The 16,654-nt window shown below is 49.0% G+C and carries 19 protein-coding genes; 8 read left to right on the top strand and 11 right to left on the bottom strand.

The features are described from left to right. Nucleotides 1-175: 175 nt before the first annotated feature. Nucleotides 176-745 (bottom strand): NnrU family protein, encoded by a 570-nt coding sequence (locus tag C0081_RS08430; protein WP_101533377.1) that lies wholly within the window; start codon nucleotides 743-745, stop codon nucleotides 176-178. A 363-nt stretch (nucleotides 746-1,108) separates the two neighbouring features. Between C0081_RS08430 and C0081_RS08420 the strand changes: the two genes are divergently transcribed. From C0081_RS08420 to C0081_RS08410, 3 genes are all read left to right on the top strand, one after another. Further along, nucleotides 1,109-1,465 carry a TraR/DksA family transcriptional regulator gene (locus tag C0081_RS08420; protein ID WP_101533375.1) on the top strand — a complete coding sequence of 119 codons (357 nt, stop codon included), beginning with the start codon at nucleotides 1,109-1,111 and terminating at the stop codon, nucleotides 1,463-1,465. Between the two features lie 237 nt (nucleotides 1,466-1,702). After that, the gene (locus C0081_RS08415; protein ID WP_101533374.1) at nucleotides 1,703-2,191 is read left to right on the top strand and encodes a L,D-transpeptidase; all 489 of its coding nucleotides are present in this window, start codon (nucleotides 1,703-1,705) and stop codon (nucleotides 2,189-2,191) included. A gap of 188 nt (nucleotides 2,192-2,379) precedes the next feature. After that, a complete protein-coding gene (locus C0081_RS08410; RefSeq protein ID WP_101533373.1) occupies nucleotides 2,380-2,928 on the top strand; it encodes a L,D-transpeptidase in 549 nt (182 codons plus the stop codon). 164 nt (nucleotides 2,929-3,092) lie between these two features. On the opposite strand, the gene C0081_RS08405 is transcribed toward C0081_RS08410, so the two are convergent. From C0081_RS08405 to C0081_RS08390, 4 genes are all read right to left on the bottom strand, one after another. Next, complete coding sequence (locus C0081_RS08405) at nucleotides 3,093-3,743, bottom strand: HD domain-containing protein (protein WP_101533372.1); 651 nt, start codon at nucleotides 3,741-3,743, stop codon at nucleotides 3,093-3,095. 109 nt (nucleotides 3,744-3,852) lie between these two features. Then, a complete protein-coding gene (guaA, locus tag C0081_RS08400) occupies nucleotides 3,853-5,403 on the bottom strand; it encodes a glutamine-hydrolyzing GMP synthase (RefSeq protein ID WP_101533371.1) in 1,551 nt (516 codons plus the stop codon). A gap of 300 nt (nucleotides 5,404-5,703) precedes the next feature. Continuing rightward, a complete protein-coding gene (locus tag C0081_RS08395) occupies nucleotides 5,704-6,288 on the bottom strand; it encodes a MarR family winged helix-turn-helix transcriptional regulator (protein WP_101533370.1) in 585 nt (194 codons plus the stop codon). A 125-nt stretch (nucleotides 6,289-6,413) separates the two neighbouring features. After that, nucleotides 6,414-7,709 carry an RsmB/NOP family class I SAM-dependent RNA methyltransferase gene (locus tag C0081_RS08390; RefSeq protein ID WP_101533369.1) on the bottom strand — a complete coding sequence of 432 codons (1,296 nt, stop codon included), beginning with the start codon at nucleotides 7,707-7,709 and terminating at the stop codon, nucleotides 6,414-6,416. A gap of 443 nt (nucleotides 7,710-8,152) precedes the next feature. On the opposite strand from C0081_RS08390, the gene C0081_RS08380 reads away from it, so the two are divergent. After that, nucleotides 8,153-9,250 carry an AI-2E family transporter gene (locus C0081_RS08380; RefSeq protein ID WP_210200444.1) on the top strand — a complete coding sequence of 366 codons (1,098 nt, stop codon included), beginning with the start codon at nucleotides 8,153-8,155 and terminating at the stop codon, nucleotides 9,248-9,250. Nucleotides 9,251-9,345: 95 nt separating this feature from the next. Here the strand turns inward: C0081_RS08380 and C0081_RS08375 are convergent, their stop codons facing one another. The 4 genes from C0081_RS08375 to C0081_RS08360 form a co-directional block, all read right to left on the bottom strand. Next, entirely contained in the window at nucleotides 9,346-10,185 is an 840-nt protein-coding gene (locus tag C0081_RS08375; protein ID WP_101533367.1) for a formate/nitrite transporter family protein, read from the bottom strand. Nucleotides 10,186-10,329: 144 nt separating this feature from the next. After that, on the bottom strand, nucleotides 10,330-11,142 hold the full coding sequence (locus C0081_RS08370) for a PRC-barrel domain-containing protein (protein WP_101533366.1): 813 nt from the start codon (nucleotides 11,140-11,142) through the stop codon (nucleotides 10,330-10,332). Between the two features lie 158 nt (nucleotides 11,143-11,300). Further along, on the bottom strand, nucleotides 11,301-12,827 hold the full coding sequence (locus C0081_RS08365; protein ID WP_101533365.1) for a sensor histidine kinase: 1,527 nt from the start codon (nucleotides 12,825-12,827) through the stop codon (nucleotides 11,301-11,303). Between the two features lie 62 nt (nucleotides 12,828-12,889). Then, the gene (locus tag C0081_RS08360) at nucleotides 12,890-13,762 is read right to left on the bottom strand and encodes a mechanosensitive ion channel family protein (RefSeq protein WP_101533364.1); all 873 of its coding nucleotides are present in this window, start codon (nucleotides 13,760-13,762) and stop codon (nucleotides 12,890-12,892) included. A gap of 240 nt (nucleotides 13,763-14,002) precedes the next feature. On the opposite strand from C0081_RS08360, the gene C0081_RS08355 reads away from it, so the two are divergent. From C0081_RS08355 to C0081_RS08340, 4 genes are all read left to right on the top strand, one after another. Then, entirely contained in the window at nucleotides 14,003-14,332 is a 330-nt protein-coding gene (locus C0081_RS08355) for an ElaB/YgaM/YqjD family protein (RefSeq protein WP_101533363.1), read from the top strand. Next, a complete protein-coding gene (locus C0081_RS08350) occupies nucleotides 14,333-14,758 on the top strand; it encodes a hypothetical protein (protein ID WP_101533362.1) in 426 nt (141 codons plus the stop codon). A gap of 59 nt (nucleotides 14,759-14,817) precedes the next feature. After that, complete coding sequence (locus C0081_RS08345) at nucleotides 14,818-15,327, top strand: Dps family protein (RefSeq protein WP_101533361.1); 510 nt, start codon at nucleotides 14,818-14,820, stop codon at nucleotides 15,325-15,327. Nucleotides 15,328-15,427: 100 nt separating this feature from the next. Next, the gene (locus C0081_RS08340; RefSeq protein WP_101533360.1) at nucleotides 15,428-15,649 is read left to right on the top strand and encodes a hypothetical protein; all 222 of its coding nucleotides are present in this window, start codon (nucleotides 15,428-15,430) and stop codon (nucleotides 15,647-15,649) included. Between the two features lie 141 nt (nucleotides 15,650-15,790). Here the strand turns inward: C0081_RS08340 and C0081_RS08335 are convergent, their stop codons facing one another. Next, complete coding sequence (locus tag C0081_RS08335) at nucleotides 15,791-16,357, bottom strand: sigma-70 family RNA polymerase sigma factor (RefSeq protein WP_101533359.1); 567 nt, start codon at nucleotides 16,355-16,357, stop codon at nucleotides 15,791-15,793. Continuing rightward, nucleotides 16,354-16,575: a NepR family anti-sigma factor gene (locus C0081_RS23685; RefSeq protein ID WP_180966811.1), complete on the bottom strand. Its 222-nt coding sequence runs from the start codon at nucleotides 16,573-16,575 to the stop codon at nucleotides 16,354-16,356. Before C0081_RS23685 ends, C0081_RS08335 begins: the two co-directional genes overlap by 4 nt. Between the last annotated feature and the right edge of the window lie 79 nt (nucleotides 16,576-16,654).

Below are 16,654 nucleotides of genomic sequence, written 5' to 3'. Positions count from 1 at the left end.
TGTGAGGATACTGCCCTATAAATGCCTCTACTGCACATTTCCTGTCCAATAGAACAGGTCAAACCCGAGCATTCAGCGCACATATACCCACTTCATTGCTTACATCCATGGGCAATGTGGCAGCAATTGGGTTGCACACAGATATAAGCCCCAACCGTCAACCAAAAAAGCAGCGCTAGAAAAGAGGACTGACATCAAAGGCCCACTCATGCAGCCAAAGCACCATCACCGCATAGAACGCCAGTCCAAGCACAACAGCATAAGCATCATACAGCCAACGCCCCTTGGGAATGGACACCAAGCCAGCTTTAATGCGCTTCTTCAGGGAAATCCGGTAGGAAACAGCAAACAGCAAGAAAAAGCCAAACAGAATAACGTCAGCGAGTGTACCATTGGCGATCAAATGGGAAAACGCCCATATTTTCAAAGCGACAGACAGCGGAGATGTCAGTTTTTCCTTGATCTTTCCCGAAAAGGGAGCCGCAAAAACAAGGATTGAAGCAATCAACATCAATGTTGCCGCCAGATGACGGGTCCAATAAGGCGGATACCATAAATCCACTTCACCGCGCGCTTCAAAATAACCAACAACAATCAGGACGACAGAAACCAGCGCAACCACTCCATGCAGACCGCGATAGCCGCCAGTTCCGAGTTTGGCAATCAAGGAAGCCTTCAAGTCCGGCTTCTGAGGAACCAGATGTATGGCCAAAAACAGAACAATTCCAACAAGCAACATGAACATACGGATCTCCAAATACAGCTAAGCAGACAAACGAACAAAGGAGGCAATCACACTCGTCTCTTTCATTGCAGAAAAGCGGTATCCATTGACTTGCCATAAGTCAATTGTTGAAGCTTCAACTCATGAAATTTTCCCAATCGAGTGACGCTTCAACCTCGCTACCCCAGCCTTCCCAAAAAAACACCACCGATCACCAAAAACCGAAAGCAATTGACCTTCCACAGTATCTAGCCCACCCTATGGGAAAGTTCACCGGGATATTTGTAAGTAAAAACGATCAAAAGCTTCAATCTGTCAAGTAGACCTTCCTGTCTATCAATGCTTTATTGCCAATACCATATCTTTGCAACACGGGAGATATTCATGCCCATTTCGCCGAAGACCGCACTGGATTTATTGGAAGGCAAACGCATCGAAATAGTCGCATCAAGCGACCTATCAAAGGATTCCCGCACTGTGGTATCTCTGGACCAACAAAGTGTCGGTCGCCTGTCTCGAATGGATGCATTGCAAGGCCAAGCCATGGCAGAGGAAGCCGAAAGGCGCCGTGTGCTTGAGTTGCAACGGATTGAGCAAGCTGTCAAACGGTTGGAACAAGGCGATTTTGGCTATTGCATTGAATGTGATGCAGAAATTTCATTAAAGCGATTAGAAATAGATCCCGCAGCATCCCACTGCATAAGATGTGCCGAGTTGCTTGAAAAACAGAAGAAAAAATGAACTGGCGATCCGTCAGGTCTCTCCATGCATTTACTTTAGGCTTTTGAGAAACACAGCCACATTAACTCACCATTTTATGATTTGCATTAAGTGTAATTACGAGCTTTTATAGCTTAAGGTTCATTGGAATAATTCTTGATAATCATCCAATCGGTTCAATTCCATTGACAGGTCCATATTTAGAGGCTTGCCCGCTAGGCATCGGATTTTAAAGCATGAACTGAAAGCACATAGACCATGTTCAATTTGATTGCTCTCAAGCACTTTCAAAGACAGTGTAAATCCTCAGTTCAAGTTTTAACACGCGCTACAGTGGGACTGGTTTGCTCAATCTTTCTTTTGGTATCGGCCAACACAGCAACGGCGGGTACGGTGCGGGTCAAAATCGACATTTCGAGCCAGAAAATGTATGTGTCAGTCAATGGTGGACGCAAGCACAGCTGGTCTGTCTCGACCGCCCGTCGAGGCTATCGCACACCCACGGGAAACTTCCGCCCAACTCGGATGTATAAAAGATATTTCTCCAAAAAATACCATGGCTCTCCCATGCCCTACTCAATTTTTTTCTACGGTGGCTATGCCATCCATGGAACAAATGCCACCAAACAATTGGGCAGACCCGCTTCCCACGGCTGCATTCGCCTGCACCCCAAGAATGCGCGCCAGCTTTTCGCACTTGTTCAGGCAAATGGGCCCAAAAACACCAAGATAACCATTCAAAGATAGTAAAATCTTGATAAAATCAGGCTCCCCGAACCAAGTATAACGAAAGCGATAAACAAGGTTTTCTTAACCAAAACCGCAAGAATATAGCGCCAATTTCGACTTTTCACCTTGCCATTCAATCAATATTTAGCGCGCGCCCTGACAGTGTTCAAAAGGAACCCGCAGCATTCAAATAGGGAGGTTGGACCATGTCATTGAAAATTGTTACATCGTTATTTTTTGTTTTGGCCCTTACTGGGCAGGCGCTTGCCACAACATCGAAGGCACCTGCAGCGGAAACAGATATCAACAAACCCGCCAACAGCCAACCAGCCTTGCGCGGATCATTGACACTGCTTGGCAATTCGGCATCCAAAGACACCAGCATTCCAGAAGCCCCCGTTGTTGCAAGGATTGACATTTCCGAACAGCGCATGAATGTATATGTAAATGGGCTCATTACACACAGTTGGAAAGTCTCCACGGGTGGGCGCGGATATTACACACCACGCGGCCAGTATGCTCCCTATCGCATGCATACAATGTGGCGTTCGCGCAAATATAACAATGCGCCGATGCCCCACTCTGTCTTTTTTCATAAAGGATGGGCCATTCATGGCACCAACGCCATCTCGCGTCTGGGCCGCCCAGCGTCCCACGGCTGCGTTCGATTGCATCCCAAGAATGCCAAAATCTTGTTCAATCTGATCAAACGATCTGGCGGCATGAAAGCAGCCAGCGTGGTCATCTCAAACTAACCCGAATTTTGTCGAACGGCGATCGACTTCCTCCCTTGATCGAACCACCGAGCGACAAATGCAAAGCGCGACCCGGGTTCCTCCCTCGGGTTCGCGCTTTTTCTTTGGTGCGCGGAACAATGAATGTGTCTGAACGCTACAAAACAGGTCTGTCCTTCAGTCCATCAGTCGGAGGAACTGGGCAACAAAAATCCACGTGCAACAGACTCTTCAATGAGCCTTGTCACAAGCCCGTGCAGCAGAGTAGATCCATCAGCAATCACAGCCATGCGCTTTTGCACTTGATCAGCCGTCACACCGTGATGCTTCCAAGAGTGACCGCCCGTAAAGACATTGTGGAGAAATGGCTGCATACGGTCCATCGTGCGTGCAAAGCGTGCGTCTGGACTTTGATGGGCCTCAAACTCATCCCACAATGAACGGAACTCGACCGCTTGCTCCTTTGGCAGCAAACCAAACAAGCGATCTGCCGCTTTCTGTTCACGCTCCTCCTGCCCTGCCTCGGCTGTCGCGTCATACAAAAAGGTATCGCCTGCATCGATCTCAACGATATCATGGATCAGTACCATGCGCAGAACACGCTCAAGACGCACGTCCGGCGCAGCATATTCAGCTAACATCATCGCCATCATCGCCAAATGCCAAGAATGCTCAGCATCATTCTCGCGGCGTGAAATGTCGAGTAAAGGTGTTTGACGGATGATCGTTTTGAGCTTGTCGATTTCTAGCACAAACCGCAATTGATCGGACAGACGAGGCGTTACCGTCTGTCCAATAAGATCAAAAATCTCGTCTTTGGTTTCCGAGCTTAGCATCAACGTTACCTTCCAAACGCAGCACCACCCAAGCACCCAACCCGCGCCACTACACTTGGGCCTCAGGGGTGGCGACAAACAATCCTGTTAGCTTCTTTCAGGAATAAGCCTATTCCCACTCAATGGTGCCAGGAGGTTTGGAGGTGACGTCATAGACCACACGATTGATGCCTTTGACCTCATTAATGATGCGGGTTGCGGCCTTGGAAAGAAAGTTCATATCAAAATGATAGAAATCGGCGGTCATGCCATCAACGGATGTGACCGCACGCAAAGCACACACAGACTCATAGGTCCGGCCGTCGCCCATCACACCAACGGTCTGAACAGGCAGCAGCACAGCAAAGGCTTGCCAGATAACATCATAAAGGCCCGCCTTGCGAATTTCATCAAGATAGATCGCATCAGCCTGACGCAGAATATCAAGCTTCTCGCGAGAGATTCCACCCGGGCAACGAATTGCAAGGCCCGGTCCAGGGAACGGATGCCGTCCGACAAAGTCACTTGGCAGACCCAACTCGCGGCCCAGTGCCCGCACTTCATCCTTGAACAGCTCACGCAGCGGCTCGACCAGTTCCATATTCATGCGTTCGGGAAGGCCGCCCACATTGTGGTGCGATTTGATCGTAACCGAAGGCCCGCCGGTAAAAGACACAGACTCAATAACATCGGGATAGAGTGTTCCCTGCGCCAAAAAGTCAGCTCCACCGATGCTTTCGGCTTCATCTTCAAACACGTCAATAAATAAGCCGCCAATGATCTTGCGCTTGCGCTCAGGATCAGACTGGCCTTCAAGTGCAGTAATAAAGATTTCGGATGCGTCCACATGCACCAGCGGAATATTGTAATGCTCGCGGAACAATGAGACCACTTGTTCGCTCTCATTCAAACGCATCAGGCCAGAATCGACATAGATGCACGTCAGCTGCTCACCAATCGCTTCATGGATCAAAACCGCGGTGACGGAAGAATCAACACCACCGGAGAGCCCACAAATCACCTTCTTGTCGCCGACCTGATCGCGGATTTTTTTGATGGCATCAGCACGGAAATGCGCCATGGTCCAATCATTGGCGCATCCACAAATGTGATGCACGAAGTTGGATAGCAGCTTGGCCCCATCTGGAGTGTGCACCACTTCGGGGTGGAACATCACACCATATTGGCGTTTTTCTTCGTTAGCATAAGCAGCAAAAGGGGCATTCTCCGATACACCAATGACTTCAAAGCCCTTGGGCAATTTAACAACCCGGTCGCCATGGCTCATCCACACTTCGTGGCGGGAGCCGATTTTATCCCAAACACCCTGAAACAGCGGGCTCTTGCCAACGACTTCAACATAGGCCCGTCCAAACTCACGATGATCCGACCCTTCGGCTTTGCCTCCGGATTGGACACAAAGCGTCATCTGACCATAACAAATGCCAAGGATAGGAACACCGGCCTCAAAAATAGCCTGAGGTGCACGCGGAGAATCAATGTCTGCTGTTGAAGCGGGTCCGCCCGAAAGAATCACACCTTTTGGCTTGATCTCATGAAAGGCTTTTTCAGCGCTTTGAAACGGTACGATTTCGGAATAAACACCTGCCTCACGCACGCGCCTTGCAATCAACTGCGTAACTTGTGAGCCAAAGTCAATGATGAGAATTTTATCCGTCATGCGTCTCAATCCTGTCGTTCAAGATGCTCACTTATCTGAGCAATTTCCTAACTTCTTAAGACGAAGCCAGCGCAAAGGCAATCAAACATGTCACGATTGCAAAGAGGTGAGGCAAAAAAGCAATTTTTTCCAGCCTACACGACGAGCGTAGCCGCGTCTGTCCCTCAATGGAGTACAGTGACGCGGGCGATGTCTACAAAATACAAAAATACAATTAGAACCAAAACGGCACCTCAAAGCCAACCCTTGCATGAGTGAAAGCAAGGCGTCCCGAGCAAATCATTGGTCTCGAGGAGAAACTCAGGTCAATGATTTGAGCAGTTGGGACAGGCGAATACGATCTTGGACATTCATACCCTTGAGGAAATCGGACTCCATATCCATCACGCAATGGCCAATTTCAGCGGCGATATCACGCCCCCTTTTTGTGGTTTTGAGAACCACAAGCCGCTTATCCTGCTTGTTCACATCCCGCTTGATCAGCTTTCGGTCCGTCAAACGCTTGGCAGCACGAGAGACGGCAACCGTATCCAATAAGGTGCGCGGCTCAACCTCACGCACAGACACAGCACCATCCCGCGCCAGACTGGCCAGAACTTGCCACTCAGCGACGCTCATATCCCACTCGTCGTGCAAAACCTTGCCGACGCGCCGCGAAATCCCCTGAGCCACTTCCAAGATCCGGTAGGGCAGGAAGTTTTCAAGCGTAAACGCCTCTTCGCTGGCGAGCGCTGTTGCCGGAGTGGAGCGTTTTTTCACTTTTGCAGGCTTGGCAACATCCACTTGAAACGGCCCAACGTCCGCAGCAGGCTTGGGCTGCGGCGGGGCCATATCAGGCAGGGTATCAAACATCGAAACCTGAAAAGAATCGCTGTCGCTCGCCATCACGTCATTTCCTTTGTCATGATTCAAAAAGATCACGACAAAGGAATACTACAGCGGATCAAAAATTTCAATTCACTGGACATGAAATTGAGTCAAGGTGTTGATATAAAAGCACAAGACCAAATTTAACCCTGATGCCGCTCCAAAACACTGAAGAAAAACCCATCAGTCTGAGTGGAGGCTGGAGTTAATGTCACGCTCATCATATCCGATGACCATGGCTGTGGTGCTTCGAGCCCATACAGATCTTGCCAAACTTCACCGGCAGACACCAACTCAAAGTCGGGGTTATTGGCAATGAAATGATAAATCTGATCTTCATTTTCAGCAGCCAGAACCGAACAGGTAATATAAATCAGATAGCCACCGGGGCGAACGAACTGGCGCGCTTGTGCCAAAGCCAGCTGCTGTTCTTCAACCCGTTTTTCCAATTGCTCTTCGGTCAGCTTCCACTTGGTCTCGGGCCGGCGGCGCCATGTGCCCGTACCGGTACAAGGAGCATCCACGACAACACGATCCATACGCCCCATAAGATCATCGAGAGCGCCATCGTTGGGCGTTCTGGTCTGGGCATTACGCACCCCTGCCCGCGTTATCCGGTCCACAATCGGGGCCAACCGCGACGCATTCATATCATAAGCGTAGATCTGACCTTTGTTTTCCATTTGCGCGGCCATCGCCAATGTCTTGCCACCAGCCCCTGCACAAAAGTCCAGAACCTGCTCACCCGCACGCGGATAAATCAAACTGGAAACAATTTGACTGCCCTCATCCTGAACTTCGTAAAAGCCTTTGCGAAATGCTGGATCACCCTGAATATTGGGCTGACGCGAGTCGCCCTTACCGGCAGGAAAACGCAAACACGTCTTGCTCAATTTGGTGGGTTTGGGATCAAAACGGGATAGTTCTTTTTGAACTTTCTCAACGGTAGATTTGAGGGTGTTAACACGGATGTCAACCGGAGGACGGCGAGAGAAAGCCTTGGCTTCCATATGCGCATCTTCCTCAAAGGCTTCAAGAAAAGCCCCTTCAACCCATTCCGGAATATCGCCTTTGACCCAAAAAGGCGCGTCTTTCAAAGATTTTGCTTCAATTGCAGCAACTTCAGCATCGTTCAAAGCCTCAGGGGCATGCGCGTCATCAGCAATGGCAGCGGCCAATTGCTCGGGGCTGTTGTTCCAATCAAAGGCGAGCGTACCAATAGCCAAAGCGCGCGGGGTATCTTCGCCCATGCGCCAAGCAATCGATGCACGAGAGCGCATGGCATCATAAACAATGTTACCAATCGCAGATCGATCTCCAGATCCGGCAAAACGATGCGTTCGCCCCCAATCCTTCAGCGCTTCGGCAACAGGACGTTTACGCCCCTCAACCTCTTGTAGCACTTCGATTGCAGCTTGCAGACGACCACCAAGTTTCATTGTCTTGTCCCAAATTCAGTTCAAATATGCAGAGGCGATGATATAGACGATCAATCAAGATGCGCCAAGCAGAATCTAGAGAAAGTGCGGCATTGTTGCCGATGCACATCAATTGAACCGGAATAGTCACTTCAGTCGTCGAACACTTGCGCTGTTCTTGCTGATCACACGCACAATTTTGCCGAAAAGCAGCGCAGTTGATCCAACAGGCCTTATCCGTTCCAAATCTACTGCAAACACCCTGCCACAGACTTGTGAAAGCCATTTCAAGGAATAGATAAAAAACCCATGGATAATGCCAATCACACATCCCCACCAACCACAGCTCGAATGACTTGTTTCCCGCTCATCTTTCCGTGCTGCCTGCTTCGAAGGGAACTTTTTTTCGTTTCAACCGTTGGCTCTGTAATAACTTCTCAAAGACAAGTCAGCGAGCCCCAACCATGCAAACACCAGAAATTGCGAAAGACAATCCAACCGGATCAGATAGAGTCTTGGCGCGCCATGCCCATCTGGCCCTGCTCTTCATTGCTCTCATTCTGATGTTTGTGGTGCTGCATATCGCACAGACAATTCTGGCTCCGCTGACCTTGGCCATCATCGTTGGGCTGGTTTTTGGTCCACTTGCTGATCGGGTTGAAGCAATTGGCATTCCGGCATGGATTTCGGCGCTCCTCACGGTTAGCCTTTTTATCGCTATCATTGCGATAGCAATTGCAGGCTTTGCCATGCCATTGTCTGAATGGATGGACCGCCTGCCCGTCATTTGGTCACGATTGCAAGCGGAGCTGGTCAATTGGAAGGGTCCCATAGCCGCCATAACCAGTCTGCAAGAGCAGTTCAATGAAATTGCGGGCCGATCATCCGCGGATGTGACAGTGAGCGTTTCCGAGACAAGCACCGTCACACAAGTGGCCTATTTGGCTCCGTCCTTGATGGCACAAATCATCCTGTTTCTCGCAGGGCTATTCTTTTTCACAGCTACACGTCATCAGATAAAAGAGAGCGTGCTTGCCAAACTGACAACAACAAGTCAGCGCAAAAAGCTTGTGAACATGTTCGACACCATAGAAATGCAGGTTTCCACCTATTTGCTGCATATCTCAGGCATCAATTTGCTGTTGGCCGCGGTGGTTACTGGGGCCATGTGGATGATTGGCGTACCGTCCCCTATCCTATGGGGCCTCTTGGCCGGTGTGCTCAATTTTGTAATCTACATTGGCCCCGCAATGATGACCCTGATCCTGCTTGCCGTTGGCTTGGCAGTTTCGAGCCAATTGGGCAGTATTGTAACACCTGCGGCTGTGTACTTGTTAATCAACTTTATTGAAGCGCAATTTCTGACCCCGATGTTGCTGGGCAAGATCACAACGATCAATCCCTTCGCAATCTTCCTGTCACTCATTTTCTGGATATGGCTTTGGGGTCCAGTGGGAGGCTTTGTTGCCGTACCCATCCTTATGATTGGCTATGCGCTCGTCAAAAACAGCCCTCTGATCTCCTCTGCTTTGGCGCCAAGCGATCGCGACCCAAACATTTAAAACCAACAATTCCAAAGCCCAAAAGCAAAAAGCCCAGATTTGATCTGGGCTTTACAGGCATGGTTTCTCAAGGCAGGGCACCCGCGAACAAGCACTTAATCCCGTTCAACAAGCTTTTCGTTTTTAACCTGCCCCCACGCCATCAAGGTGAAGATAGCCGTGCCGCCAATCACATTCCCCAATAAGGCAGGAAGAATGAAGCCCAGAATGGCGTTGGCAAAGGTTTGCTCCCCTGTAACCGCCAAATAGAACACCTCAACACTGCCAGCAACCACGTGAGAAAAACCTGCCAGGGAAATCAGATAGGTAATCACGGAAATCACCAAAAATACGCTGTTCGTCGTCGGCATAATCCAGACCAGAGCCGCGATCAATATCCCCGCAGGAATTGCTTTTACAAACACCTCATACCAAGCATAATCAAACAAATGGTTGGAAATATCGGCAATAATGTCTTTAACCGGCTCGCCCAATGCACTGGTATAAGCCATGAAGCAAGCGGCGATTAATGCTCCAACCAGATTTGCCATAAAAACCACAGACCAAAGCCGGCCGACCCGAGCGAGACCGGATAACGAGAAGGAATGATAAAGCGGGATGACCGTGGTGATGGTATTCTCGGTGAAGAGCTGCATCCGCCCCAGAATGACGAGTAAAAATCCGAAACTATAGCCAAAATTCTCAACAAGCGGACGCCATTCCGTATCCGGCAGATAACGGCGGAACAAGGCAAGCCCCAAAACCGAAAAAGAAATCATCAAACCGCCGGCAATGCCAGACCAGACCAATGAAGAAACGGGGCGGGACAATTCCTCATTGCCATCACGCCGGATCACTTCATAAACCAGCTTTGCTGACAAACGCGTCGCTTCGCGAATTGATTCACGCGTCTGAATGGCCTTGGTTGGCGGTCGTTTCGGGTTTTGTGATCGCATGGACCTGTTCCAAATATAGCTACAGCGGCAAAATCGGTCGATCCAATTTGGTCCGCCTCTGTGAAATGGGAATTATGTTGAGTTAAGGATTGTTTGAAAACACGTTGGGCCACACATCAACAGATATGCGGCCCACTGCGCAGGCTACCTGGCAACCCCGACGTCACGGTCGCTGCTGTAGTCACTTTCAGAATAAGCTCTCTGCGCCTTCAACTGTCCTTCAGTGTAAGGGGTGTAAATATGCAAATCCCCTTTAGCATCTTTGTAAACCGTGAGAGCATCGATATCCATTGCCACTGGTTTTTCGCCAATACCTAAGAAACCACCCACGTCAATAATATAAGCCACCACTTGGCTTTCAGAACTCAGGATCACATCGCTGATTTCACCGATTTCTTCGTCATTGGAACCATAAACAACGGTTCCAATCATATTTTCGGCACTCAGATTGGACTGATCAACAACCAGCAATCCTTCACGATGAATAAGATTGAGTGCTTGACGCATAAAGACGGGCGCCTCGGTCAGCTCCTCCTTAGACGCGTGCAAAACCAAATGACGTTCACCATCCCAGCTCATCCAGCTGATGCGCTTGAAATCGACAGCCACATCTTTCTCGCCAATACCAACAAAGCCACCGACACCGATGATGGCCGCCTTGAATGATCCATCCGGCGCCATCACGAGATCATTGACATCACCCACAGCATCTTTTTCTGGTTTACCCGGCTCATAGGTATAGACCGTCTTCCCCATCAGACTGCTCGCAAGAATCTGGCCAAACTCGGCAGAAATATATCCGCCCTCATTGACAACCATCTGGTCGGTAGTCTCAGAGGAGAAAATATTAAACTGCACTTTTTCCTGCGCTGAGTGTTCGACATCGTTGCTTGCAGCAAAAACAGATGTAGAGACGATAACAGCCAAGGCTGTAGTAGTAATAAAATTGAATTCCATAACAATATTCTCCTACTCCATCTTTTTGCACTACATACAAGCACATACAAAGAGGAAAAAAGTCTTGAAGGACTGCATCCTCCATTCACTTAGACAACGCAGGAGATATAAATATGTTCCATTTATACTTATAGAAATTCAAAAACAGGAAAATAATTTCATTGATATTTCAGAGGGATAGAAATATCAACCGCAATACCTTGTGACGCATAATCAATATGCACACGGCTTCCAACAATCTTATTCAAGCTGCTGCGAATGAGAAGGCTGCCAAACCCTTCTGTTGCAGGCCTAGTTATGCCAACACCGCCAGTTTCACGCCAAAGCAAATTAAGCCAATTGCCTTTTTCAGTGACCTTTTGCTCAATAAAGACCTTCACTTTACCGTCTCTTTTTGAAAGAGCGCCGAAGCGAAGAGCATTGGTTGCAAGCTCATGGAACACCAGTCCCAACGCAACTGCAACATCGGCATTCACCAACACAGCAGGTCCGTTAATCTCAACCTGATTGCTATAATCCTGCGTATAAGGCAAAAGCTGAATTTTAAGCAGAGCATAAACATCTGTATCATCCCATTCTTGATCTGAAAGCAGAGTATGGGACGCGGCCAAAGCTTGGAGCCGCCCGGAAAAAGCTCTGGTGAACTCTTGCGCAGATTGCGTATGACGCATGGTCTGCCCTGCCAAAGACTGGAGAATCGCGAGCATATTTTTTGCACGATGATTCACTTCTCTGAGTAACAGCCGTGTCTTGGCTTCGGACTTTTTGCTCTCGGACAAATCAATAGCAACCCCAAGAACATGCAGAGGTTCACCGTCATCAGACCGCTCAAACACATGCCCGATAATCAGAATATAAGTTCCGTTTTGCAACTGAAACTCGGTGAAAAAATCCTCATCAGACAACAACGCGGTTTGGATCTCGTCTTTCACCCGGCCAATATCATCGGGAATAATCCTCTCAAAGAGGGTGCTTGAACGGAGCTTGTCCTTGGTTTCAAGATCATAAAAATCGAGCAAGCCTTGGTCACAGTCAACCACATCCTCACGCAGATCCCAGCCCCATGTCGCTATGCCGCCCGCCTTGAGTGCCAACGCGTGCCGCATGTTGGCCTGCGACAAGTTAAGTTCGGACAACACATGGTTCTTAGCCGCATGCTTTAATTCATAAAGCGAAGCTGCCAATTTGGAACAACGCGCCAAGACATCCCTGAATCCTGAGCTTGTAACGGGTGCATCATTGATCAAACATAGACTACCGACAGTCACACCATTCACAACCAAAGGCACCCCGCTAACATGGATAGATGCGTTGGTAGAATTGAATTTATGGGTTTCATACTTGAGTATATTTGGCGAAAATGCAGACACAGGAACCCATGAGCATTTCTCCTCAAGACAAGATATGCTGATGAAGTCGGTCAAGACAGCAGAATAAGCTCCCTCTCCGGCTTTGCTCTGATACCAAACATCACGGTCCGTTACGATCGCAACAAACGCAAGCTTGGCTTGTGTTTGTGCCAGCAACATGTCTATCAGGGTATCAAAGTCAGGGTCCCTAAACACATCAGGTCCGACAGACCGGAACACGGCCTCAACACGCGCAGGGTCTTGCACCAAAGCGCACATGTCTTTGGCGAGATACCGTATGGCGATCAATTCTGCTTTGTTTGATTTGAGAGGCAATGCTTTACTCTTTGGTCATGCGATTGATGTGTTTGTAAGAATGGTATCCTATTTGCGATCTTTCAACTGCTTTTCTGGCCCGTCGCAGATGGATAGACAATCAACTGTCTGTGAGGATACGGAATAGAAATACCCGCAGCATCCAAGGCTTCCTTGATTGCTTGCAACACAGCAAGTTTGGTTGAATAGACATCATCTGTGGTGGTCCACCAGCGTGCGCGTAACAACACAGAAGACGCCGCCAAATCGGAAACACCGATATCCGGCTTTTTATCATCAAAAACCGCATCGATCGACTCCACAGCATCGAGAATAACCGATTTTGCCTGTTCCAGATCGGCGTCATACCCTACCCCAATTTCATAATCTGTGCGGATCATGAAATCTTTGGTCATAACAGTGACGGGGTCTTTAAAAAGCTCGCCATTGGGGATGGAAATATCGCTGCCATCAAAGGTTTTCACCCAAGTCGAGCGGGTTGAAACCTCCTGTACTGTCCCCTCAAAGCCACGAAACTGAATCCAATCTCCTGCCACAAAAGGTTGTCGCAAAAGAAGCAAGAGACCAGCAAGAAAATTCTGCAATATATCGCGAAAGGCAAAGCCAATGGCAACCGACCCAACCCCGAGGATCTGCAACAACTCAGCAGCACCGACACTTGGCGCCACGATGGCAACCGACACCAAAAGGCCGACAAAAATAATCACCAACTGCACGATCCGACCAAGTGCGATGCCAACACCGGAAGAAGCCCTCGACGTGAGAATGCGCTTTACAAGCGCCTTCACAATCGATGCGACAACCAACATTAGGATAAAGAGCACCAGTGCAATCACGACTTTGGGCAACATAGAAAAGAAGCCCTCTATCAAACCGTCTACTGTTGCAACAGCTGAACCGAGGTTTTCTGTTACAGCATTTTCATCACTAGGCATATCGAGAGCTCCTTAGTCTGATGGCCTTTTATTTTGTCGCAGACAGAATGCACACAGAAGCGGGACAACGCTCAAGCAAACGACATTTCTCATCTTCGATAATTTGGTCCTCGTGTCTCAACGCACCAGAGCCAGGTTTGTTCCGTAAAACTTAAATATTTTTTCTGCCCGGTTTTTCCGGAACCATTCCCCCGTCAGATCATTGGTTAGGTATCACTCGAACAACAATGGAGATGACAAATGCCAGCCAACAATACAGTAGCAAACAAGACCAAAGCGCCCACTCTTGAAGAACTGGATGGACAGGTTTTACAGATCCGCGACGATATTGCGAGTTTGACAAAAATGCTATCAAATGGCGGCGCATCAAAGGCCGATGAATTGAGCAATCAAGCAAAACAGACTGCTCAGGCTATGGCCGAAAAATCACAAGAAGCCATCAAGGCCCTCAATACAGAAGCAGGTGAACTGGAAGCAAAGCTTATGCTTCAGGTGCGCAAAAAGCCTCTTGCTGCCCTTGGAATAGCAGTCGGCGCTGGTTTTCTGGCCGCGATGCTGGTGCGTAAATAAATGATTGGCCCTCTCTTTTCAATCATTGCAGGACAGGCTAGCACCAAGGTCAAACAGAAGGTCAAGCGCACCTATCAGGACAGCCTGTTCATAGCCTTTGCAGGCTTGGCGTTCCTGACCTGTTACCTGTTTGGCATGGTCGCTGTCTTTGTTGCTCTGATGGAAGAGTACGGGGCAGCGCCGGCTGCACTGGCCCTGTCTGCGGCCTCGCTGATGCTCGGAGCTGCAATGCTCTTAGGGCTCAAGATCATTCGCCATCAACGCAAAAAACGCGACCAACAAGTCCAGACAAATGGTTCGGATATTGTTGCGACCGGAGCGTTGATCGGCGCCTTTTCAAAATCGCCAACCATGATGATGGTTGCGGGGGCAGGTCTTTTGGGTGCCGCATTTTTGCTGCGCAAAAGCACCTCTGATGACCAATAATCCGCCCAAACAAGTACCTCGCGAACATCATCAAAACCACTTTTCAGAAAGGACGAGCTGTGTCTAAGACTAGCGAAATATTGAAATCAGAAACCAAACCGTCAGACATGAACATTGGTTTGAGCGACAAATATCGAAAAGACACCGCAAAAACCCTGTCCGACATCCTGAGTTCAACATATCGGCTAATGATTACCAGTCATATATATCACTGGAATGTTGTTGGCCCCTTATTCAAGCCACTGCATGAGCTGACCGAGGCGCATTATAATGATCTGTTTGCCGCCACGGATGTGATTGCGGAACGGGTTAGAGCGTTGGGCCATCTGGCACCAGCAACATTCTCTGATGTTAGCTCATTTTCCCCCAGTAAACAGAGCGTCAACAACACGCAAGCCGGTGACATGGTCCATGACCTGATTGCACTGCACGAAACAGTGGTCCGTAAAATCCGCAAAACCGCCAGAAAGGCCGGGGATGCAGGCGACATGGTGACCGAAGACATGTTGACAGCTCGTTTGACATTTCATGAGCAAGCTCTTTGGATGCTCCGCTCTGTAATCTCATAACAGATGCACGCCACCCCTTACTAAAACAGCCACACCGGTGGCGGGAGCAAACCATTTTGCTCCCGCATGATAAGAATGCAAGAACAGAGAAACCATTATCATGACCACCACAGTCAAAAATAAAATCGACAGCCTGGTTTCCTCTCCATCACACTCGCGTCAATATATCGTCGAACAGCTCAAACAAATGCTATTTGACGCCAGCGCTGAGTCCACAGCTTTAGCAAAAAGCACGGGAATTGAGGATGACGGACAAGACAACGACCCACGCCTAATCGAGCTTGCGCTTCAAGACCAAGGCGTCGATCCGGCAACGAGCTAGAGCGGATTAACAGCCTCTCTCTGATGCCGTGCCTGTCGTCGCAGATGTCAGACAAAAGACAGGCCAAAACAAAACCCATCCCCCTCATCTGCCAAAAGGCGTGAGGGGGATGGGTTTTTTATGAATCGATATAGAGCAAGCTTAGCTGGAGAAAGCTTGCGAAGTTACAGACGCTGACGTTTCATCCGGCAGATAGCTGGTGTCACCATCCAGTTTCAGCAATTCTTGCAGACGGCTGCGGGCACGATTGACCCGGCTCTTAATCGTGCCAACGGCACAGTCGCAAACCTCTGCAGCCTCTTCATATGAGAGCCCGGATGCTCCCACAAGAACAATCGCCTCTCTCTGGTCATCGGGCAATTCCGCCAGTGCTTTGCTGAAGTCTTGCAGATCCATTCTTCCGTGCTGTTCTGCATGAATAGCAAGATTATCGGTAAAGGCACCGTCGGGATCCTGGACTTCTCGCCCTTTTTTGCGCATCTGGCTATAAAATTCATTACGCAATATCGTAAAGAGCCATGCGCGTAAGTTGGTGCCAGGCTGAAAGCTTGACTGTTTGGCCCATGCTTTCATCACAGTGTCCTGTACCAGATCATCTGCCTTGTCGTGATAATTACACAGCGACATAGCAAAGGCTCGAAGGCTGGGCAGTTGAGCGAGCAAGTCGCGTTTAAAACTGCCAGTCGGAGATTGCACTGAAGCGCTCATTTTTCCTCGGAGGGTTTGCTCGCACGCTCAACTTCATCCAGCTTTTCCAACAGGTCCAGAAACCGGTCTGGTATAGCCTGCTGTTCAGCCTGTGAATAAAGGGCTTTGAGTTTTTGCGAAATAGCATCATTTGGATCGAGCCCACCCGCATTTGGGGCTAAAAGGTCGTCGAAACCACCGGGAGCCGGATCCAATCTTTTATGATTGTTGTTCACCATCTATACGCCTGTCATTTTGTCGTGTTCGTAATTAAAACGCATCAGATCCAAAAAAGTTCCAATCACAAGGAACTTTTTT

This window comes from Cohaesibacter celericrescens (assembly GCF_002866925.1).
GTDB classification, from domain to species: domain Bacteria; phylum Pseudomonadota; class Alphaproteobacteria; order Rhizobiales; family Cohaesibacteraceae; genus Cohaesibacter; species Cohaesibacter celericrescens.
The sequence above is the reverse complement of the archived record's forward strand: the minus strand, read 5'-3'. Positions and strand labels throughout refer to the sequence as shown.

Excerpts from the sequence above, each read along its gene's own strand:
- C0081_RS08430 (WP_101533377.1), bottom strand. The coding sequence starts at position 745 with ATGTTCATGTTGCTTGTTGGAATTGTTCTGTTTTTGGCCATACATCTG.
- C0081_RS08420 (WP_101533375.1), top strand. The coding sequence starts at position 1,109 with ATGCCCATTTCGCCGAAGACCGCACTGGATTTATTGGAAGGCAAACGC.
- C0081_RS08415 (WP_101533374.1), top strand. The coding sequence starts at position 1,703 with ATGTTCAATTTGATTGCTCTCAAGCACTTTCAAAGACAGTGTAAATCC.
- C0081_RS08410 (WP_101533373.1), top strand. The coding sequence starts at position 2,380 with ATGTCATTGAAAATTGTTACATCGTTATTTTTTGTTTTGGCCCTTACT.
- C0081_RS08405 (WP_101533372.1), bottom strand. The coding sequence starts at position 3,743 with ATGCTAAGCTCGGAAACCAAAGACGAGATTTTTGATCTTATTGGACAG.
- guaA (WP_101533371.1), bottom strand. The coding sequence starts at position 5,403 with ATGACGGATAAAATTCTCATCATTGACTTTGGCTCACAAGTTACGCAG.
- C0081_RS08395 (WP_101533370.1), bottom strand. The coding sequence starts at position 6,288 with ATGGCGAGCGACAGCGATTCTTTTCAGGTTTCGATGTTTGATACCCTG.
- C0081_RS08390 (WP_101533369.1), bottom strand. The coding sequence starts at position 7,709 with ATGAAACTTGGTGGTCGTCTGCAAGCTGCAATCGAAGTGCTACAAGAG.
- C0081_RS08380 (WP_210200444.1), top strand. The coding sequence starts at position 8,153 with ATGCAAACACCAGAAATTGCGAAAGACAATCCAACCGGATCAGATAGA.
- C0081_RS08375 (WP_101533367.1), bottom strand. The coding sequence starts at position 10,185 with ATGCGATCACAAAACCCGAAACGACCGCCAACCAAGGCCATTCAGACG.
- C0081_RS08370 (WP_101533366.1), bottom strand. The coding sequence starts at position 11,142 with ATGGAATTCAATTTTATTACTACTACAGCCTTGGCTGTTATCGTCTCT.
- C0081_RS08360 (WP_101533364.1), bottom strand. The coding sequence starts at position 13,762 with ATGCCTAGTGATGAAAATGCTGTAACAGAAAACCTCGGTTCAGCTGTT.
- C0081_RS08355 (WP_101533363.1), top strand. The coding sequence starts at position 14,003 with ATGCCAGCCAACAATACAGTAGCAAACAAGACCAAAGCGCCCACTCTT.
- C0081_RS08350 (WP_101533362.1), top strand. The coding sequence starts at position 14,333 with ATGATTGGCCCTCTCTTTTCAATCATTGCAGGACAGGCTAGCACCAAG.
- C0081_RS08340 (WP_101533360.1), top strand. The coding sequence starts at position 15,428 with ATGACCACCACAGTCAAAAATAAAATCGACAGCCTGGTTTCCTCTCCA.
- C0081_RS08335 (WP_101533359.1), bottom strand. The coding sequence starts at position 16,357 with ATGAGCGCTTCAGTGCAATCTCCGACTGGCAGTTTTAAACGCGACTTG.
- C0081_RS23685 (WP_180966811.1), bottom strand. The coding sequence starts at position 16,575 with ATGGTGAACAACAATCATAAAAGATTGGATCCGGCTCCCGGTGGTTTC.